Genomic DNA, 18,980 nt, shown 5'->3' with positions numbered 1-18,980 from the left:
GCTTGTCCGGGCCGTTTGCGTTTGAGAGGTGATCGAATCTGCAGATGGCCAACACGTTGAGGCGATCCGCTACGGCGCATACGCGCGTATGCACGATGCCTTAACTCGACCGGCCTATGCTGCGCCGGGCTGGACAGCTCGCGGCGCCCTGTTTCGCCAAGCCTTGATCGCCGCTGGCGTCCATGACCCCCGGAAGATCTAAAGACATCGCAAAGGAGATTGTATGAAAAAGCTGCACGCTCTTATGGTTGTTGCTGGCTTGTTGGGCATGAGTTCGCCGGCATTTGCCGAGGTCGCCAATCTGACCAACAGCGCCGACGGCGCCAATCGCGATGCTGGCATCGCGGCAGTCAAGAAGAAATTGCAGGATGCCTGCACGGGAGCGTCAGGGCAAGCCGGATCTGGATTCGTTCGAGGTGGTGTTCGAAAAGACCAGCACGAATCCGGAGGTTCCCAAGCCTTATTACGTGGACGCGAAACTCAAGTGCGATCTGCCGTAAGGTTGACAGCGGCTGCTGCGCCCTTGTGCGATTGGCGGCGATAACACCGCGATAGAGCCCCGCGCATGCGGGGCTTTTTGTGTCTGTTGCATCGTGCGCTAGCTCGCACCGCGACACGTTGTTGCAGCACCACCACGCCATGCCTGATGGGCGACGCCATAACGCCAGTGCGCTGCTGATATAGTGCGGCGAACGCGGTGGGCGCAACACCCATCATCAATATCTCGTCACCACTTACAGGGAGTTGTCATGGGTCTTTTGCAGGCGGTAGCAGGTGCAGTCGGTGGCGTGCTTGCTGATCAGTGGAAGGACTTCTACACCGTGCCGGCTGGCCTGCCATCCACCGCCGCGCTGTTCGCTGCGGTGCCGAGTGGAAGCAACGCCGGGCGCGGTGCCAACACCAGCGCGTCTTCGAACATCATCAGCAACGGCTCGAAGATCGTCGTGCCCGAGGGTTACGGGCTGCTGTTGTTGCAGGACGGTGCGATCACCGGGTTTGTCGCCGAGCCGGGTGGTTACGAATGGCGCTCCGATGATGTCAATGCGCAGTCGATCTTCGCTGGCGATGGCCTGGTGACGCCGCTGATCCGGCAGAGCTGGGAGCGCTTCAAGTTCGGTGGCCAGCCGGGTGCGCAACAGGCCGCGTTCTTCGTGTCGCTGAAGGAGCTGCCAGATAACCGATTCGGCACGCAGTCGGAGATCTATTGGGACGATGGCTTTCTTGGGACGCAGGTCGGCGCGATCACGCGTGGCTCGTATACGTTGAAGATTGTCGACCCCATTTTGTTCGTGAAGAACTTCGTGCCGGCGCGCTACCTGCAGCCGGGCCAGGTGTTCGATTTCACTGATCTGGACAACGCTGCTGCCAGCCAGCTGTTCAACGAAGTGGTGAGTGCGCTGGCGCCGGCCTTCAGCCTGTATACGAACGATCCGGGCAAAGGCAACCGCATCGCGCGGCTGCAGCAGGATTCGCTCGGCTTCGCCAAGAGTCTGTCCGATGCGGTCGAGCATGCGTATCAGTGGAACTCCGAGCGCGGTCTGGCCATCGTCAAGACGGCCATTGTGTCGATCGAATACGACGCGACTACGCGCGAACTGCTCAAGACCGTACAGCGCGCCGACGCACTGGCGGGCGCACGCGGCAATTCCAATTTGCAGGCGAGTGTGGCGCAGGGCATCCAGTCTGCGGGCGAACATGGCGGCGCCGCAGGTTTGGTAGGCGTGGGCATGGCCACCGGCCTGGTGGGTGGCGTTGGCGGTTTGCAACAGCCGGTTGCGCCAGCCGCACCCGCTGCCGACGATGTAGTCGCCAAATTGAAGAAGGCCAAGGAAATGCTGGACCTTGGGCTGATCACGCAGGACGATTACAACGCGGCAAAAGCCAAGGCGTTGGGCCTGTAAGCGAGACGCGCCGCCATCATGTCCGACTCCTCCAACTCCCGCATCCCGCCGCCGTTGCCGGCGACACCTCCCCCATTGCCGCCGCTGCCCGCAGCGTCTGCGACCGGCCCCGGTTCGCCGCAGGACGTACCGCCGTTGCCGGGTAGTTTCAAGCTCGCCCCGGCCACCCTGCCCGCTCCAATCCGCAACGAGCTGCAGGCGCCTGACCCGCTGGCCATCGACACGGCCGCCGCCGAGCTCAGGGACGGCCTCAACCGCTGCCCCAAATGCGGCGCCAGCGATATCCGGCCCAAGCTCGGCACCGATCTGCTGGTCTGCCAGTTCTGTCGTCACGAATGGCACGGCGCGCGGGTGGAAGAAGTGTTCGGATTCGGCGAAGGCATCGGCCAATTGCGCGGCACGGTCATCGCGTCGGGCGCTCAGGATATCGCTGCAGACGCCGCCAGCCTGATGAGCTTCAAGTGCACAGGCTGCGGCGCCGAGGTGACCATCAATACGCAGAGCACGATGACGGCGCGTTGCCACTGGTGCCGGCATGTGTTCGGCGTCAACGAGCAGGTGGCCAACGGCGCGGTGCCCGACGCAGTGTTGCCCTTCCACATCAACAAAGACGATGCCGTGGCGCGTATCCGTCAGTTCGTGGACAAGCGGCGCCTGTTTGCGCTCAAGGCCTTCAAGCAGCAATTCACGCCCGAGAACGTGGTGGGTGTCTACCTGCCTTATATGATCGTGGACGGCAGCGTTAGCACCAGCGTGAGCGGCATAGGCGAGATCAAGACGCGGCAGTACACGCAAGGCACCGAGAAGAACAAGCGCACCTATTACGACGCCGACGTGTACCAGGTGCAGCGGCAGGTGGAATTCACGGTGGACGATCTGCCGCTGGAATCGTCTGCCGAGCGCGGCAACCTGGATAGCCGGGTCAACACCAACAACATCATCAATACGATCCTGCCGTTCGACACCAAGAATGCAGTGAAGTGGAACGCGTCGTATCTGGCGGGGTTCACCTCGGAAAAGCGCGACCGCGATGTCGAGCAGCTAAGGCCACGACTGGAAGACCAGCTGCTGTCGATCGCCCGCGTACAAGTGGAAAGCTCGGTGCGCCGCTACGACCGCGGCGTGCGCTGGGAGGTGGAGCGGCTGGATGTCCATGGCACGCGCTGGGTCTCGATGTATCTGCCGGTGTGGCTGTACTCGTACCACCAGCCCGGACGTAGCGGCGGCATGCTGCACTACATCGCGGTGAACGGCCGTACCGGCGAGACCATGGGCAGCGTGCCGGTGCAGCAGTGGAAACTGTTGCTGGCCGCACTCACCGCCGGCACCGTCATCGAAGCAATTGCCCTATGGATCGTGGCGGTGACCGCATGAGCGACAACAACGGACTGTGGTTACTGCTGGCCGGCCCGGTCGGTGCGTCTGCCCTGTATTGGGTGCTGTACCAGTACTACCGCAATACCGACCAGTCGCATGCCTTCGAGCGGGAAACGACGGTCGATGCCAAGCCAGTGACCGGCTCGGACCGCAAGATCGATACGATCACCGGCACGCAAGCCAAGCACATCGACGGCGCCAATGTGGCGGCCTACCGAACGCGCGTACGCCGGGATACAGATTAAGAGCGGCTGTTTGAGGTCCTAAGCTGCGGTGCCAACGCCCAACTGCGCGCGCGCCACATCCAGGGTGGTCATGATCTGGACCACTTCGTCGAGTGGATGAAGCGGAGACTCCGTGCGCCCTTCGCCGATATAGCGTGCGGCAGCAGTGGCTTGCCAGGACAGCCCGTCGTAGCCGTTGACGCCGGTCGGATCTGCCCATAGCGCCGGTTGGCTGGCGTAATCGTTGCCGACCAGACGCAGGGTTGTGGGGTTATGGAAGTCGCCTGCAAGGTCGATGCGGCCTTCGCTGCCTGTGACATAGGCGACCGAGCTGCTGCGGGCCACGATGGAGCTGATCAGGGTGGATTGCGCGATTCCTGCATGCGAGAGCACAACGGTCGAAAACGCATCCACGCCGGTGTCGGTCAGCGCACCGGCTGCGGTGATGGCGGTGGGTGCAGCCAGGATCATCGACGAGAACTGCACGGTATACACACCCAGATCCAGCAATGCTCCGCCGCCGAGTTCCGGTCGGCGTTGCCGATGCATCGGATCATTGGGGCCGATTTGACTGAGGTCTGCAAAGACATGCCGCACCTCGCCGATCGCGCCATCGGCCAGCAGTTTACGCAGCACCGAGGTGTGCGGCAGATACCGGCTCCACATGGCTTCCATCAGGAATAGGCCGCGCGCGCGTGCTTCCTGCACCAGCACGCGTGCATCGTCCGCGCAGGTGGTGATGGGTTTTTCGATCAACACATGTTTGCCGGCGCGCAACGCCAACAAGCCATGCTCCAGATGCTCGCTGTGGGGCGTGGCAACGTAGACGATGTCGATCTCGGGGTCGTCGACCAGCGCCTGGTAGCTGTCGTACGCACGCTCCATCGCCCAGGTTTTTGCGAAGGTGTCGGCACGCGCGGGATTGCGTGAGGCGACCGCGAACGGCCGCTGCCTGGTGTGCTTGCGTAGCGCGCTGACGAATGCCGAAGCGATCAGCCCTGGACCCAAGATGCCCCATCGCAGCGATGGCTCGCCCTGCCCTGGCAAGAACAGCTCGGGCTCGGGAAATGTGATTGGCGCCATGCTGTTGCCTTCGCAGTTTCAGGTGACTGCATGCTAGCAAACGGCGCATGTCCATCAGGGTGGCAAGGCTCAAACCAGGTCGCGATAGTCCTGCAGGATCACCATCACCAGTTGACTGCGCGAGCGCACGTCCAGTTTGTTGAACAATTGCTGGAACGTGGCCTTGATGGCGCTTTCCGAGCTGCCGAGTTGGCGGGCGATCAACTTGTTGGATTGGCCCCGCAACAGGCCGCGCAGTACTTCGCGCTCGCGTTCGGTAAAGCTGGGGCGGCTTTCCTGGGTGTCCTGGGCGACCAGCGATTGCAGGTAGCGTTGGTCGATCAATACACGGCCCATCGCAACCGCGTGGATGCTGTCGATCAGCTCGTCGGTGGAGACGTCCTTGCGGCAGATGCCCGAGACGCCCAGGCGTATCAACGCCAATGCATCGCGCTCGGGGAGCCCGGCGGTGACCACCAGGGTGGCCGGGCGCTTGGCCTGGTCGGCCTGCCGCCGCATATAGTCCAGCGCGTTGTATTCGCCGATGTCGTAATCGAGGATGACCACGTCCGGTGCCAGCGATGCGATCTGCACGATCGCCTGTGCCAGGTTGCCGGACTGCCCGACCACATCGAACCGCGCGTCGGCGCCGAGCAGGCGCAGCAGGCCTTCTCGGAACAGCGTGTGGTCATCGAGCAGATACAGACGCACCGGATTACGCCGCGACTCATCCATCCAGCGTCTCCGCCAGTGGTGCATGCGCCAGCGGCATGTGCAGCTCGAAGCAGGCGCCCTCGCCTCCCGGTGCGTAGCGCAGCGCGCCCTCCTGATTGCTCATCAAGGCGCGCGAGATGTAGAGCCCCAATCCGGACCCATCGCTATCGCTGCGAAACGGCTGAAACAAGCGGCCGGGCTCGGCGATGCCCGGGCCGGCGTCACGCACGCTCAACACCGCACTGCCCTGCTCCACGCGGGCGCTGACGATCAGCTGGCGCCGCTGCTGCGGCAACGGCTGCACCGCACGCAGCGCGTTGCGTGCCAGATTGAGCAGCACCTGTAACAGCGCATGACGGTCGCCGTGCACCGCCGGGAAGTCCGCCGGGATCTGGATGAGCAGCTGGCCATCGATGTCGTCCCAGTCCGAGCGGATGATCACGTCCAACTCGCTGCACAGGGTCTGCAGGCGGGTCTCGTGCGCCGCATGCGGGGTCTGCCGGCGCAGGTTGAACGAAGCCAGTTCCATCAATGCGGCGACCAGGCTTTGCAATGCGGCCAGGTCCGGATCGGCGCGGATGGCCGGATGACGGGCAAGATTGGAGGTCACCACGCCGGCGGCCGAGCACAGGTTGCGGATCTCATGCGAGACCGCGCCGGCGAGCAGCCGATTGTTCTTGAGCAGGTCGTCGAAGTGCGCCGATTCGCGCGCGCGCACTTCTTCGCTGGTGTCGACCAGGATCGCGGCCACATGGCGCTCCTCGCTGTCTTCGTAGACGGAGAACCAGGTGGTTGCAGGAAAGGTGCTGCCATCGTCGCGCCGGCCCCAGGTGCTGGCCGAGGTGCGCATGCCGTCGAGGTTGGCGCTCATGCTGAGCGCATCGTCGAGCAGGGGCAGGAAATCGCGCACGGCGCGCCCTTGCAGCCAGCCCTCCTCGGCCATGTCGAGAATTTCGTGGGCGGCTCGGTTTGCCGCCACGATACGGCCATCGCCGGCCACGGTCAGCAATGCGGCGGGGCTGCTCTCGGCAAGCAGGCGCAGTTGCCGTTCCAGCCGCCGGCGTAGGCGTTGTTCGGCACGCAACTGCACGTAGTGCGAGAGGATCACCCGGCGGGTGCGGCTGATCTCGGCCACCAGCAGGCCGCAGCCGGCGTAGGCAATGGTCGCCATGAAGAAGCGCAAGGCCTGCTCGACCAACGATTCTTCGGTGACGAACAGACCGCGTAGCGCCGCACAGGCGACGGCGGCAATCACAATATTTCGCCGCGACAGCACGGTGGCTGCCAGCACCACCGGCAGGATGTACAGCAGCCCGAGCGACACGCCCAGGTGTGAGTACCACTCGGCCAGCACCAGCAGCGCGAGCATGGCCAGCGACGCCCACAGCGTGGGAGCGCGATTGAGCCTGACCACCTGCCCGCGCCATTTGAACGGCAATCTCAGTCTGTCCATCGCTTCACCACGTTCCCAATCATCGACCAGCGTTGCGCATGTCACAGCATTGCGGCGGCGCCCGCTTATTGCATCCTATCGAAAGATAGCTGGACGGCATCGTTTGACGGCGCAGTGACCGTCCAACGCTGGCGCAAGGATGGCAGACACATCCGTGGAGGCTGGGTGTAATGGCGGCACCCACGTCGATACCGCCTCCCATGATTCTTCGCGATACGTTTCCGCTGCGCCGTATCTGGCCAAAGACCTACAAGCGCTTGCTGGTGCTGCTGGCCTTCGATTGCGCGGTGGCCGGGCTCTACACCTTTGTCGATTGGCATTGGTTGTCGATCGAAGCACTACCGCTTGCGCAGCTGGGATCGGCGCTGACGATCTTTTTGGCGTTCCGCGCCAATGCCGCGTATGGCCGTTGGTGGGAGGCGCGTCAGCTGTGGGGGTCGCTGGTGAACACCTCGCGTGCGATCGCCCGGCAGGCGCTCACCGCACTGGATGTGGATCCAGCCGATCCAGATCAGGTCACACTGCGCGACGACATCGTGGTGCATCAGGTGGCCTTCGTCCATGCGCTGCGCTGCCATCTGCGCAAGCAGAATCCGTTTCCGGAGCTGGCCGGGCTGCTCGGCGCAGAGCGCGCCGACGCACTGCGCGTCTATGCCAACATCCCAAATGCCCTGACCTTGCGCCTGGGGCAACAGCTGCAGCAGGCCCGTGCCCTGGGCATGCTCGACAGCCTGCGCTGGTCGTCGCTGGATGCGAACCTGACCACGCTTGCCAATATCCAGGGTGCCTGCGAGCGCATCAAGAACACGCCGTTGCCACGCCAGTTTTCGTCGCTGCCGCGCGCCTTGGTGAACCTGTATTGCTGGCTGGTGCCGCTTGGCCTGATCGCCGGCATGGGCCTGGCGATGCCGATCGCCTCGGTGCTGATCAGCTTCACGTTGATCGCGATCGACAGCGCCAGCAGCGCGATCGAGGACCCGTTCGAAAACACCGTGCACGACACCCCGATGACCGCGTTGTCACGCGGGATCGAATTGACCTTGCGCGAAATGCTCGGCCAGCGCGTGCCGCTGCGCGAGGTGCGCGCCATCGACGGTTTCATCTACTGACCAGGGACACAGCCATGCAAACCACGCCCACCCAGCTGATCTTTGCCACCAACTTTTCCGAGACCTGCCATGCCGCGATCCCGACGGTGGCGCAATTGGTCGACCGCCTGCGTGCACGCCTGACCATCCTGCACGTGCATGCCAAGGGCAAGCGTGCGCAGGCGCAACAATCGCTGGACTCCTTCTTTGCCGAAGCGTCCAACTACCCAGGCTGCGAACGTGCGCTCAGCAGCGGCCCGGCGGCGGCCGGTATCGTCTCGTTCTGCCGCAGCCGCAACGATGCGCTGCTGATCATGCCGCCCTCCGAACGCACCGGCCTGCCGCGGCCGCTGCATGTCTCCCTGCGTGCACGGGTGCTGCAGCGCGTGGCCACGCCGATGCTGACCCTGCCCTACGCCGAGGCGCTGCCGCGCGATGGCGCAGTGGGTGGGCATGTCGCCTGCTGGATCACCGGCCGCGAAACCAGCCTGGACTCCTTGCGCGATGCGGCGGCGCTGGCACGTCGTCGCGGCGCAGACCTGCATCTGCTGCATGTGATGCCAGACATCAGCGAGGGCTTGCTGATGGACAGCCTGTTCAACGACCAACCCTTGACCGAATCGGCAGCCAGCCATTGGCTGAGCGAGCTTGCCGCGCAGTTGCAGGACGACGACTTACGCGTGCGCATCCACGTGGCGGTCGGCAACCCACGGCGCGAAATCGCCAGCTTGCTTAAACGTGCCCGCGCCGATGTGCTGGTGGTCGAACACGATGCCGTGGTGCGTCGCGGTGTCTGGCGCTCCTCGCTGCATGCCGCATTGGCGAAGACGCCGTGCGTGTTGATCTGCCTGCCACCCGGCCGGCTGCGCGCTCCGGCATTGCGGGTCCCGATGGGGCCGTCGCTTGAGGGGCAAGAGCCTGGTCTGGCGAGCCGGCTGCTTGCACGCGTGCAGCGTCTTCAGCTGCATGGGTGAGGATCGCAACAGGCCAGCTGTTTTTGTGGTTTCAGACACGTCAATGCCCGGCTCCTTGCGGAACCGGGCATTGGCAGTGAAGTGAGTCGCTGCGCCGCTTAGTTTGGTGAAGCGGGCGCCGCCTCAGGTGCGGGATTCGGCACGGCGTTGGGCGCGGCATCAGGCGTGACCCGCCAGATGGTATTGGCCAGGTCGTCAGCAACGATCAGCGCACCACGTGGGTCGACAGTGACGCCGACCGGACGGCCGCGAGTCAGGCCATCGTCGCCATGGAAGCCGGAGACGAAGTCGATCGCATCGCCTGCCGGGCGACCATCGCGGAACGGCACGAACACCACTTTGTATCCGACCGGTGGGTCGCGGTTCCAGCTGCCGTGTTCGCCAACGAACACACCGTCGGCAAACTGCGTCCCCATCGCTGCAGATGAAAATGCAACGCCGAGTGCAGCGACATGCGAGCCCAACGCGTAGTCAGGAACGATGGCCGATGCGACCTTTTGCGGATCCTGCGGCATCACCCGTGTGTCCACATGCTTGCCCCAATAGCTGTAAGGCCAGCCGTAGAAGCCGCCTTCGCGCACCGAGGTCAGATAATCGGGAACCAGGTTCGGGCCGATTTCATCGCGCTCGTTCACCACGGCCCACAACGCACCGCTGCCAGGCTGGATCGCCAGTGCGGTGGGGTTGCGGATGCCGGTCGCGTAGGGCTTGTGCGCACCGGTTGCCGGATCCACCTGCCAGATCTGCGCGCGATCGATCTCCACCGCCATGCCGCGCTCGGTGATGTTGCTGTTGGAGCCGATCGCCACATACAGGTAGCGCCCGTCGGCACTGGCCGTCAGCGCCTTGGTCCAGTGATGGTTGATGGCCGAGGGCAAGTCGGTGACCTTGGCCGGCGCGCCGCTCGCCTTGGTCTGCCCTTCGCGATAGTCGAAGCGCACCAACGCATCCTGGTTGGCGACATAGAGCGCATTGCCGATCAGTGCGAGCCCGTAAGGTGCGTTAAGTTTGTCGGCGAACACGGTCTTCAGTTCATAGGTGCCGTCGCCATTGGCATCGCGCAACAAGGTCAGCCGGTTGCCGCTCTTGACCGACGTATTGCCCTTGGCCTTGATCGCGCCGGCAATCACGTCCTTGGGCTTGAGATTGGGCGCGCCGCCACCGCGACCCTCGGCCACCAGAATGTCGCCATTGGGCAACACCAGGGTCTGGCGCGGAATGCCCAGGTCGGTGGCGATCGCAGCGATGCGGTAGCCGGCTGGCACGGTCGGACGCCGGTCGCCCCACGCGGTGGGCTTGGCGATGGTCATGTCGGGCATCAGCCCGCGGTCCGGTTCCGGCAGCTCCGGAGTAGCGCCACGCTGATTGAGCTCGGGCGCCTTGTTGCAGGCGGCCAGTGCTGCAGCGAGCACGGACACTGCAATGATCGTGATGGTTTGACGCTTCATCGTGCACCTCCTACGCGCAGGCCGGACAATCCCGCCCAGGTTGCGACCAACGCAAACGCGGCTGCGATCGCCGAAAACACCAGTGCCGCCGGCATCACTGCCCAGGCGTCACGCGCATGATGCAAGGCATCGAAAAAGCCCACGATCCATGCCGCGCCGAGCGCGATGATGTAGATGACGTTGCGGCTTCCACGCGCGAATCCAACGATCGCGCACACCAGCGCAATGCTGGTCAGCACCATCGCCGCGACCAGCAGCCAGGAGGCAAAGTTGCTCCACTGGATCTGGTAAGTGCTCCAGTAAGCGTAGTCGCTCAGTAGCGCGCCGAGAAACAGTGGCCACACGCCACCGAGCACGGCGGCATGGAATGGGTGGATTGCCCAGGACCGGGCGGGAAGCGCAGTTGAATTCATGGCGGACTCATTGGGGGCGAGGTCTGGACGTGGCTTGATGCTGCCAGCGGGCATGTGATGAGAAGCGCAATGTGGATGCTAGCGGCTGGCGTCTTTGTTGGTCTGGGCACGCGCAAGCGCGCTTGCCGCTGCGATGAGCTCTGGCAGTTCCTGCCGGAAGGAATCCGCGTATCCGGGCAACAGCGTGGCCTTGAAGCTCGCGTGGTCGAACACCGGCTTGTCCTGCAGGTACGCGATCTCCCGGCCTTGCAGGACAAAGTTGAAGCAGGCACGCCAGCGCGGATCCGGGCTGCTGGACAGATGCACTTCGATGAGACTGCTGGCATCGCTCGCGGTGTTCTTGGGTGCAGCGGAAAATGCGCGCACCGAGATCTGGCTACTGCTGTTCATGCGCGCAATGATCGTCTGTGGACCGTCGCGGTGTTGTGAGTCGATGGCAGCTCACGCTTTGCGTGCCGGTTGGGTGGCGTCAAGCTTGCACCTAGCTGGCTCTGCAAGTTTCAAGGATTTGATGTCAGCCATCTCACACAACGTGCACACGCCTCGAGTCCGGATTCACGTCAGCAATGATGCGTGGTGAGTAGTTTTTGTTGATCGAGGTCCGCTGTGTGTTGCGATTTTATTTGCGGTGGATTGCTTTCGGAACACCATTTGGTTGATCAATTTCTAATCGCCACCGCTGGCTGTATCGAGTAACAAGCCCGGCAATGAAATCGTTCCGCTGCTTTATGAATCCTTTTATCTAAGAGCGACCTGTGCAGTATGCGATCTGCCGTGTTTAAAGCTTCATTGCAAACAGCAGCAATGAAGCTCGTTGATTCCTTGCAAGTTGCAAAATTAGCGCCCAATCTGGAATCGACAACTTCTTGCTGGGCAAGCCTTACTGGTTCAAGCCGCTCAATGCAGGCACTGAGGTGTGTATGGGGCTCACCATGATCCGGAACATCGGTCACTACCGATTGACGGCGCACACGGCGCCGGCAGGTGCCTTGTACGCTCCGGAAATTCTTGTCTCTTTCGAAGATGGCATCACCCTGCGCGGTTACAAACCGCCGGATGTCAGATTCGATACCCAACTTGCTGCGAGGCATTACGCTAGGCAATGGATGGGCAGATGCAAGCTCTCGGCGTTGGGCATTCTTGAAGACAGCTGACATGGGTGCGCCGTTCGAGGCATCGTGTCGATCGATGAAGACCCACCCAAGCTCGATTCTGTAGATGTACGGGAGTCTTGCCCGGTGGCGATGCCTCAACCTGGCCAGAGCAGTCAAACTGCAGGGAACCCCAACGTGAAGCACGCGCCCTGCCCGGGCTCGGATGTCACATCGATGAACCCATTGGCCTGCCTCACTGCGCCGTCGACTTGCGCCAAGCCCAAGCCGGTGCCCTTCCCCGCCGGCTTCGTTGTGAAGTAGGCGTCGAACAAATGCTCACGTACCTCGGGCGTAATACCGCTGCCGTTGTCGCTGACAGCAATGGTGACGTAGTCGCCACTGCGGCGAGCGCTTACCTCGTCGGTATCGGCAAGCGTGCACTGTGCCACGGCGATACCGACCTTGCCGTGCTCGCCACAGACATCGCGTGCATTGATCACCAGATTCAAAAGCGCGCGTTCCAATGTGTGCGGATCGACCAACACCACGCTCCTGATCGCTGCCGGTGTCCACTCGATAGACACCTTGTTACCCGCTGCCTGTTGCAGCAAGGGCAGCAGCCGTGCGACCAGCTCGTTCAGATCCACCTCTTCGGGTGCGTACGGGTGATTGCGCGCGAACCCCAGCAGCCGCTGCGCCATGATCGAGCCCTGCTGCAAAGCGCCCTCGGCCATGCGCAGAATCTTCCTGTCTTCGGCGATGACAGCGCCGCGAGACTGAACCACTTCGATGGCAGCGCCCGCGGTTTGCAGCACGTTATTGAGGTCGTGGACCACCCCTGCCAGCAATTGCCCAACGGCCTCTCCCTCCTGCGCCCGCTCGGCCACGGTCTCGGCCAGTCGCTGGGCTGCACGTGCGATGTCCAGCTCGTCCTCGACGGCACGCTCGTCGCCCATGTCGCCGTGAAGTTCGTGGCCTATCGCGTCTGCCAGTTCGCTTTGTCTGATCAGCGGGTCGTTGTGGGCGCTCAGCGTCTGGTTGAGCGTGCGTAGCGCTTGCTGCGATTGCCGGCGCTCGGTGATGTCGCGATTGACCGCAAGCACGCCCTCGATACCACCGTGCGCATCGCGCAGTGGGCTGGTGGATACCAGCCAGAACTGGTGTTGGCCATCTGCGCTGGTGCATTCGATCTCGAATTGACGAATCATTCCTTGACCAGCAGCCGCAAGCGCATCTTCCACGCGTGGCCTGAATTCTTCAGGCCACAACGACGACCAAAGCTCGCCCACAATGGACCTGGCATGCTCTGCCGCCACGCGTGCCAGACCATGCGCGTTGACGAATTTGACACGCCCATCCAGCGAAATCTCCTTGATGGAATCCAGCGAGAGTTCGACCACTTGCCGGTAGCGATGATCGGGGAAATCCTGCGTTGTGTTCATCGTGCTCAAATCGATCACATGCCTTTCGCGTCGGGACCGTAATGTGGTGCGGGCATCCTTAGAACACCTGCTTTATGGAATTCAAGAACGAAAAACTGATCCTCGTGGTCGACGACGATGTTGACACCCTTGAGATCGCTTCGCTGTTGCTGTCGGATGTTGGATATGCGGTTGTGACTGCTGTAGACGCCCAGGAAGCGCTCGAACATATCGACAACCATCCGGGCATCGACCTGCTCTTTACCGACCTTCAAATGCCGGGCCTGCTGGACGGCTATGGTCTCATCTCTTACCTGCGCTCCAATGGCAACAATGTGCCAGCCATCCTCACCTCCGGTCTGGGCCGCTCGCCCAACGGGCTGCCCGAGCGCACCATCTTCCTGAGCAAACCCTACACGCGCCGTGGTCTGGTGCAACAGATTGAGGCGTTCGTGGGGCACTAGAAACAGGGCGGCTGCAGCGCGGCCCCCAATTGCATGGTCCGCTTCGCAGCGATGTCATCGGTTGAGCGCCTCACACGCTTTGCACCACTCGCTGCTTAGCTTCCTTGCGATGAGCGCACGCATTACATCCAACGATCCAGCTTTTTTATCGCCTGACAACCACGATGCAAAGAACGGGCTCAACCAATCAATGCTGCAACGTTGGTTGCGCGATCACCCTGTGCTCCCTTTACCAGGGCGCGGCCGAACTACCGAACGCTGGCAGCTGCTCGCCGATATCGCTGCGGAAGACTTGTGTGTCGCCAAATTTCTGGAAGCGCATTACGACGCGCAGGCCATCTGCGCCGATCTGGCTGTCGATGTCATCGAACCTGGGCAACGCTGGGCTGTGTGGGCAGCGGAGCCACCGGGTTCGGATATGCGATTTACCGGCAGCACGCTCGAAGGAACCAAGGCGTGGTGCTCTGGCGCGGCCCAGGTCACGCACGCGTTGGTGACCACGCAGCACGCCGGTGCCAGCTGTCTGTTTGCGGTGGCGTTGAATCAACCCGGTGTGCAGATCGATGCAAGTGGCTGGCAGGCGATCGGCATGCGCGACATCGAGACCGCCAATGTCACCTTCACCAGGGTTCCCGCGCAGCGGGTTGGAGCGAGCGATGCGTATCTGACACGGCCAGGGTTCTGGCATGGTGGTGCAGGCATCGCCGCATGCTGGTTTGGCGCAACCAACGCCGTTGCCAATGTGCTGCGCACAGCGTCTCGGGTACGCCGCGATCCGCACGCCGCCGCGCACCTGGGCGCCATCGACGCAGGCCTGGCCGCTGCTGGTGCGTTGTTGCGTCAGCTCGCGCAACAGATTGACGCACAACCGCAGGATCCGCAGATGCGCGGCGTGCTGCAGGTACGCAGTGTTGTCGAGGCAGTGGCGCGCGACACGCTCGATCGGGTTGGTCGTGCACTGGGCCCCGGCCCGCTTTGCGGCGACCGCGTGCATGCACAGCGCTGCGCCGACTTGTCGGTCTTCATCCGACAACACCATGGCGAACGCGATCTGCAAGCCTTGGGTGAGCTCTGCCATCAACAGGATCTCGCATGGAAGATTTGACCGGCCAGGCAATCGAAGGTGCAGGCACACCCGAGTCGGTGTGGCGCGATGCAGCGTGTCTGAGTGGCATGCCGCGCAGCTCGCTATCGCAACTGCTGCAAGGCAGCCGTCGGCTGGTCGTGGTCGCGCCGCACCCCGACGATGAAGTGCTTGGCTGCGGTGGGCTCATCGCAGCTGCACGCGCGGCTGGTGTACCTGTGCTGATTATTGCGCTCACCGATGGCGAGCTGGCGTATCCCGACGAACCGGGCTGGGCGCCGCATGTGCTTGGCCCTGCGCGTCGGCTGGAGCTGGACGCAGCCGTTCGACATCTGGGTCTGTTGCCAGGCGCGTTGATCCATCTTGCATTGGGTGACGGCGCACTGGCTGCGTGCGAGGCGCGCATTGCAGAGGCCGTGGGCGGCTTGCTGGATGCAAACGATACTGTGCTGGTGACCTGGCAACGCGACGGCCATCCCGATCACGAAGCCGCGTCGCGCGCCACCAAGGCTGCCTGCGACACCCACGGTGCACGCTTGCTGCAATACCCGGTCTGGGCCTGGCATTGGTCGCAACCGGACGACGGCGTCTTTACCGACGAACGTGCGACCCGATTCGATCTGGCTCCCGCAGTGATGGAGGCGAAGCGGCAGGCCATCCAGTGTTTCGCAACGCAGATCGGTCAGTGCACGCCGGCTGTTGCGGCGCCGATCCTGCCATTGCACGTGTTGGAACGGTTCGATCGCTCTTTTGAGGTGTTCATCCGATGACGGCCTTGAGCGTCGCGCATTTCGAGCAGCTGTATGCCGACGACGACCCGTTCGGCTATCGCTCGCGTTGGTACGAGCAGCGCAAACGCGAGATCCTGCTCGGCACCCTGCCCTATCGGCGCTTTGCAAAAGGCTGGGAATTTGGCTGTTCCAACGGAGAACTCACTGCAGCACTCGGGCAACGCTGCGACGCGTTGCTGGCCACCGATCTCTCTCAGCAGGCGGTCGATCTGGCGAGTGCGCGCGTCGACCAGATGCGCCATGTGACCCTGCAACGAGCGGCGCATCCTGCGGATTGGCCGGATGGCAGCTTCGATCTGATCGTGTTCAGTGAGGTCGGTTACTACCTGGAAGATGCCGCATTCGAAAAAACCGCTGCACTGTTTGCGCAATCGCTCAGCGAGCGCGGTTGCCTTGTCGCCTGTCATTGGCGTCACGACTTCCAGGGCGCGCTGCGCAGTGCAGAGCGGGTGCATCAAGGATTGAACGATGCATTGGCGCTGCAGACGCTGTGCACGTATGAAGACCCTGATTTCGTGCTGCAGGCATGGATGGCCGGACCGTCGATTGCGCAACAAGAGCGCCTGCGATGATTGCGGTGACCATTCCGGCGCATAACGAAGCAGCGCTGATTGGGCAGTGTCTACAATCCATCCTGGTGGCGGCCCGGCATCCGCAGTTGTATGGCGAGCGCGTGGAAATCCATGTCGCGCTCGACCGCTGCACCGACCTCACTGGTAGCATTGCCCGTTCGCATGGCGCCATGACGCTCAAGACCAGCGGCGGCGTCGGCATTGCGCGTGCGGCAGCGGCTTCTGCGGCAATCTCCCGCGGTGCGCGCTGGCTTGCCTTCACCGACGCCGACACCCGCGTGCCACCGGACTGGCTGTCGGCACAGCTTGGCTGTGCGGCCGATGTGTTCTGCGGTGTCGTGGAGGTCGGCGATTGGCGCGACTTTCGGCCGGAGACGCGCAAAGCCTTCATGGACACGGAAATCCGCTGTGACGGCCATCCGCATGTGCACGGCGCCAACCTGGGCATGAGCGCAGCCGCCTATCTGGCCGCCGGCGGTTTTTCCACGCGCACCTCCAGCGAAGACGTCGCCCTGGTCTGCGCACTGGAAGACGCCGGCATGCACATCGCGCGCCTGGTCACCCCGGTCGTCAACACCAGCGCCCGCCGCGACGCCCGCGCCACCGGCGGATTCAGCGATTACCTGATCCGTCTGGAAGCCGCCGTCATGGCGATGAGTCCTGTGCCCAGCAAGAACGCGTAGCAAAACAGCCATCGGTTTAACGGCGACACGTGATCAAGCTACGACAGATCGGACATGCACGCGCATGTCCTGCAGTCTGCACGATCGTCATGTATGACAGGCTGCTGCCAGTCATCAGTGAGTGTAAAATGCACCCATTGGACGCAAGGCACTGCCCTGATGAAGAAAACCGAAGACACGCCTGAAGGTGCACGACTGCGTGAGCTGCATGGCGCGCTGCTTGAGATCGTTGGCGTCATGAACCAACCGCAGCGCGATGCAGCGATGATTCTGGAGGCCGGGATCTCCCTGGAGCGCGCGCAATTTCCGCTGCTGGTATTGGTGGAACGGTTCGGGCCGATCGGCGTGGTCGAACTTGCCGATCGCGTGGGGCGCGACTACACCACCGTCAGCCGGCAGATTGCAAAGCTGGAAGAACAAGGCCTGGTCAGCCGGCGCGAGAGCGCTGCCGATCATCGCGTGCGCGAAGCGGTGATCACCAGGAAGGGAAAGACGATGACCGATAAGGTCGATGAAGCGCGCAAGAAGATCGGGTTCGCCATCTTTTCCGAATGGAAAGAGCGCGATCTCGATGCACTGGTGCGGCTCATGCGCAAGTTTGCGGACGATCTCAAACGCGGCGTTCCATAAGAGGCCCAGTCATCTCTGCGACTTGAAGGACAAGTGCGCGGGAGCTTCACACTTGTCGATTCGAATGATCACATCAACTCGAATTCGGCATGCTCTGTCGCAACAACACCTGCCGTGTGCAGGTAGTCGGTGATGCGCTGCGTTGCCTCGATGCGGCCGGTGAGGGCAACGTAGCCGTCCGGTCGCACCAGCACCAGATCGCCCGCTGCTAGCCCATAGGCACGTTCGATCTGCTGGCCCGGATCCTGCAGATCGCCGTCGCTACCGATCGCATAGCTGCGAACACCCGGATAACACGGCAGTACGTGTGCAGCGATCTGGTAAGCCAACAACGTCCAGTGCGGTCCCTTGAACAGCTCGAACAGGCGCGTTGCCTGCCCTGCTGCGCCCAACAAGGGTGCATCCGGTGCGCGCGAACCGGATGCGATTGCGGTCGCAGACAGTGTCGGCCACACCAATGCAGAGGCGTCGTAGTGCAGGTCCAGTTGCTGCGTCTGCCGACCGCGGTGCAAGTCGCCCTGTTTGGCTGCGTCGAGCAGCTTGACCGACAGTCCCAGCATTGCGGCAGCGATTGGCCGGCGTTCCTGCTCGTAGCTGTCGAGCAGGCTCTCGGACGCACCGCGCACTACCGCAGCCAGTTTCCAACCCAGGTTGTAGGCATCCTGCACGCTGGTATTGAGCCCTTGCCCGCCAGTCGGTGGATGGATATGGGCGGCGTCGCCAGCCAGCAAAATACGTCCAACGCGGTAACGGTCGGCCAGTCGCGCGTTCATCGCATATGCCGATGCCCAAAACACCTGCTCGACGCGGATGGCGGTGTCGCCGATGCGCGCGGCGATCATCGCGTTGAGGCCGCCGACCGACAGATCGATGTCGCCTTCCAGCGGCACCGGTGCCTGGATCTGGAACCAATCGGTCCCCGCCAGCGGGCAAAACGAAATCTGGGTTTGCATCGACGCCTGGTTGAAGCGGTGCCAATACGCGCGATCCAGACCACGGATGACCACGTCGGCCACGATTGCGCGCACGCCCAGCGTCTTGCCGGGGAAATCGATCGCGAGTGCCTGCCGCACAAAGCTGCGGCCGCCATCGGTTGCCACCAGGTAGCGGCTGCGGATCACCTGCGGCCCGCTGCCATCGCTTACCTGCACGCTCACGCCGGTTGCGTCCTGCTCCAGGCCGACCAGTTCGCATCCATAGTGCGGGGCATGCCCGAACTCGGCGAGACGCTCGCGTAACACGCGCTCGGTCAGGAATTGCGGGGCCATCAATGGCTGTGCAAACGGCTCGGTCATGGTCTGCTCCGCACGATCGGGTGCGGCGTCCGTGTAGCTGCCGTCCTGAGCATAAGTGCGCTCAGGCGGATACGGGCCGCCCACGGCTGCCAGGCGGTTTGCGATGCCCAGGTCTTCGAAAATCTCCAGCGTTCTCGGTTGGATGCCCTTGCCGCGCGAGCCACCGAACGGCTCGCTGATCTTGTCGATCAAGCGGAACTTCACGCCCCGGCGCGCCAGCTCCAGCGCCAGGGTCAGGCCGGCGGCACCGGCGCCGCAGATCAGCACATCGAGGTCTTTGTCGTCGTTCATG

General features: G+C 63.0%; 20 protein-coding genes and 1 pseudogene. 13 read left to right on the top strand and 8 right to left on the bottom strand.

The annotated features are described in order from the left end of the window. Window positions 1–223: 223 nt before the first annotated feature. From NDY25_RS22085 to NDY25_RS22070, 4 genes and pseudogenes are all read left to right on the top strand, one after another. Window positions 224–500 (top strand): annotated as a pseudogene (locus NDY25_RS22085) (hypothetical protein). A 249-nt stretch (window positions 501–749) separates the two neighbouring features. Further along, entirely contained in the window at window positions 750–1,901 is a 1,152-nt protein-coding gene (locus NDY25_RS22080; RefSeq protein WP_168957628.1) for an SPFH domain-containing protein, read from the top strand. Between the two features lie 18 nt (window positions 1,902–1,919). Further along, window positions 1,920–3,275: a TFIIB-type zinc ribbon-containing protein gene (locus tag NDY25_RS22075; RefSeq protein WP_256627682.1), complete on the top strand. Its 1,356-nt coding sequence runs from the start codon at window positions 1,920–1,922 to the stop codon at window positions 3,273–3,275. After that, complete coding sequence (locus tag NDY25_RS22070; protein WP_168957626.1) at window positions 3,272–3,523, top strand: hypothetical protein; 252 nt, start codon at window positions 3,272–3,274, stop codon at window positions 3,521–3,523. The genes NDY25_RS22075 and NDY25_RS22070 overlap by 4 nt, the downstream gene beginning before the upstream one ends. An 18-nt stretch (window positions 3,524–3,541) precedes the next feature. Here the strand turns inward: NDY25_RS22070 and NDY25_RS22065 are convergent, their stop codons facing one another. From NDY25_RS22065 to NDY25_RS22055, 3 genes are all read right to left on the bottom strand, one after another. Then, window positions 3,542–4,585, bottom strand: a complete 1,044-nt coding sequence (locus tag NDY25_RS22065; RefSeq protein WP_168957625.1) for a Gfo/Idh/MocA family protein — start codon at window positions 4,583–4,585, stop codon at window positions 3,542–3,544. 69 nt (window positions 4,586–4,654) lie between these two features. Next, complete coding sequence (locus tag NDY25_RS22060) at window positions 4,655–5,299, bottom strand: LuxR C-terminal-related transcriptional regulator (protein ID WP_006448782.1); 645 nt, start codon at window positions 5,297–5,299, stop codon at window positions 4,655–4,657. Continuing rightward, entirely contained in the window at window positions 5,292–6,731 is a 1,440-nt protein-coding gene (locus NDY25_RS22055; RefSeq protein WP_168957624.1) for an ATP-binding protein, read from the bottom strand. Before NDY25_RS22055 ends, NDY25_RS22060 begins: the two co-directional genes overlap by 8 nt. Window positions 6,732–6,931: 200 nt before the next feature. On the opposite strand from NDY25_RS22055, the gene NDY25_RS22050 reads away from it, so the two are divergent. Continuing rightward, window positions 6,932–7,840, top strand: coding sequence for a bestrophin family protein (locus NDY25_RS22050; protein ID WP_115040020.1), 909 nt, complete (start codon window positions 6,932–6,934; stop codon window positions 7,838–7,840). A 14-nt stretch (window positions 7,841–7,854) separates the two neighbouring features. Further along, window positions 7,855–8,793: a universal stress protein gene (locus NDY25_RS22045; RefSeq protein WP_168957622.1), complete on the top strand. Its 939-nt coding sequence runs from the start codon at window positions 7,855–7,857 to the stop codon at window positions 8,791–8,793. Between the two features lie 98 nt (window positions 8,794–8,891). Here NDY25_RS22045 and NDY25_RS22040 read toward each other — a convergent pair whose 3' ends face one another. From NDY25_RS22040 to NDY25_RS22030, 3 genes are all read right to left on the bottom strand, one after another. Next, window positions 8,892–10,241, bottom strand: coding sequence for a PQQ-dependent sugar dehydrogenase (locus NDY25_RS22040; RefSeq protein WP_168957621.1), 1,350 nt, complete (start codon window positions 10,239–10,241; stop codon window positions 8,892–8,894). After that, entirely contained in the window at window positions 10,238–10,654 is a 417-nt protein-coding gene (locus NDY25_RS22035; protein WP_168957620.1) for a hypothetical protein, read from the bottom strand. Before NDY25_RS22035 ends, NDY25_RS22040 begins: the two co-directional genes overlap by 4 nt. 78 nt (window positions 10,655–10,732) lie before the next feature. After that, window positions 10,733–11,044, bottom strand: a complete 312-nt coding sequence (locus tag NDY25_RS22030; protein ID WP_023904038.1) for a hypothetical protein — start codon at window positions 11,042–11,044, stop codon at window positions 10,733–10,735. Window positions 11,045–11,520: 476 nt separating this feature from the next. On the opposite strand from NDY25_RS22030, the gene NDY25_RS22025 reads away from it, so the two are divergent. Then, the gene (locus tag NDY25_RS22025) at window positions 11,521–11,808 is read left to right on the top strand and encodes a hypothetical protein (protein WP_043907281.1); all 288 of its coding nucleotides are present in this window, start codon (window positions 11,521–11,523) and stop codon (window positions 11,806–11,808) included. A gap of 113 nt (window positions 11,809–11,921) precedes the next feature. On the opposite strand, the gene NDY25_RS22020 is transcribed toward NDY25_RS22025, so the two are convergent. Continuing rightward, entirely contained in the window at window positions 11,922–13,190 is a 1,269-nt protein-coding gene (locus tag NDY25_RS22020) for a two-component system sensor histidine kinase NtrB (protein WP_168957619.1), read from the bottom strand. 74 nt (window positions 13,191–13,264) lie between these two features. Here NDY25_RS22020 and NDY25_RS22015 point away from each other — a divergent pair, with 74 nt between their 5' ends. From NDY25_RS22015 to NDY25_RS21990, 6 genes are all read left to right on the top strand, one after another. Continuing rightward, entirely contained in the window at window positions 13,265–13,633 is a 369-nt protein-coding gene (locus NDY25_RS22015; RefSeq protein WP_168957618.1) for a response regulator, read from the top strand. A gap of 109 nt (window positions 13,634–13,742) precedes the next feature. Continuing rightward, window positions 13,743–14,738 (top strand): acyl-CoA dehydrogenase, encoded by a 996-nt coding sequence (locus NDY25_RS22010; RefSeq protein ID WP_168957617.1) that lies wholly within the window; start codon window positions 13,743–13,745, stop codon window positions 14,736–14,738. Then, window positions 14,726–15,487 carry a PIG-L deacetylase family protein gene (locus NDY25_RS22005; protein WP_168957616.1) on the top strand — a complete coding sequence of 254 codons (762 nt, stop codon included), beginning with the start codon at window positions 14,726–14,728 and terminating at the stop codon, window positions 15,485–15,487. Before NDY25_RS22010 ends, NDY25_RS22005 begins: the two co-directional genes overlap by 13 nt. Beyond that, complete coding sequence (locus NDY25_RS22000; protein ID WP_168957615.1) at window positions 15,484–16,080, top strand: class I SAM-dependent DNA methyltransferase; 597 nt, start codon at window positions 15,484–15,486, stop codon at window positions 16,078–16,080. Before NDY25_RS22005 ends, NDY25_RS22000 begins: the two co-directional genes overlap by 4 nt. Further along, complete coding sequence (locus NDY25_RS21995; protein WP_043889218.1) at window positions 16,077–16,763, top strand: glycosyltransferase family 2 protein; 687 nt, start codon at window positions 16,077–16,079, stop codon at window positions 16,761–16,763. The genes NDY25_RS22000 and NDY25_RS21995 overlap by 4 nt, the downstream gene beginning before the upstream one ends. A gap of 54 nt (window positions 16,764–16,817) precedes the next feature. Continuing rightward, window positions 16,818–17,393: a MarR family winged helix-turn-helix transcriptional regulator gene (locus NDY25_RS21990; RefSeq protein WP_256627681.1), complete on the top strand. Its 576-nt coding sequence runs from the start codon at window positions 16,818–16,820 to the stop codon at window positions 17,391–17,393. A 68-nt stretch (window positions 17,394–17,461) separates the two neighbouring features. Here NDY25_RS21990 and NDY25_RS21985 read toward each other — a convergent pair whose 3' ends face one another. Continuing rightward, entirely contained in the window at window positions 17,462–18,979 is a 1,518-nt protein-coding gene (locus tag NDY25_RS21985) for an FAD-dependent oxidoreductase (RefSeq protein ID WP_233366373.1), read from the bottom strand. Window position 18,980 lies beyond the last annotated feature (1 nt).

Origin of the sequence: Xanthomonas hortorum pv. pelargonii (assembly GCF_024499015.1) — a bacterium.
Taxonomy (GTDB): Bacteria; Pseudomonadota; Gammaproteobacteria; order Xanthomonadales; family Xanthomonadaceae; genus Xanthomonas; species Xanthomonas hortorum_B.
This window is presented reverse-complemented; position numbering and strand designations above follow the sequence as displayed.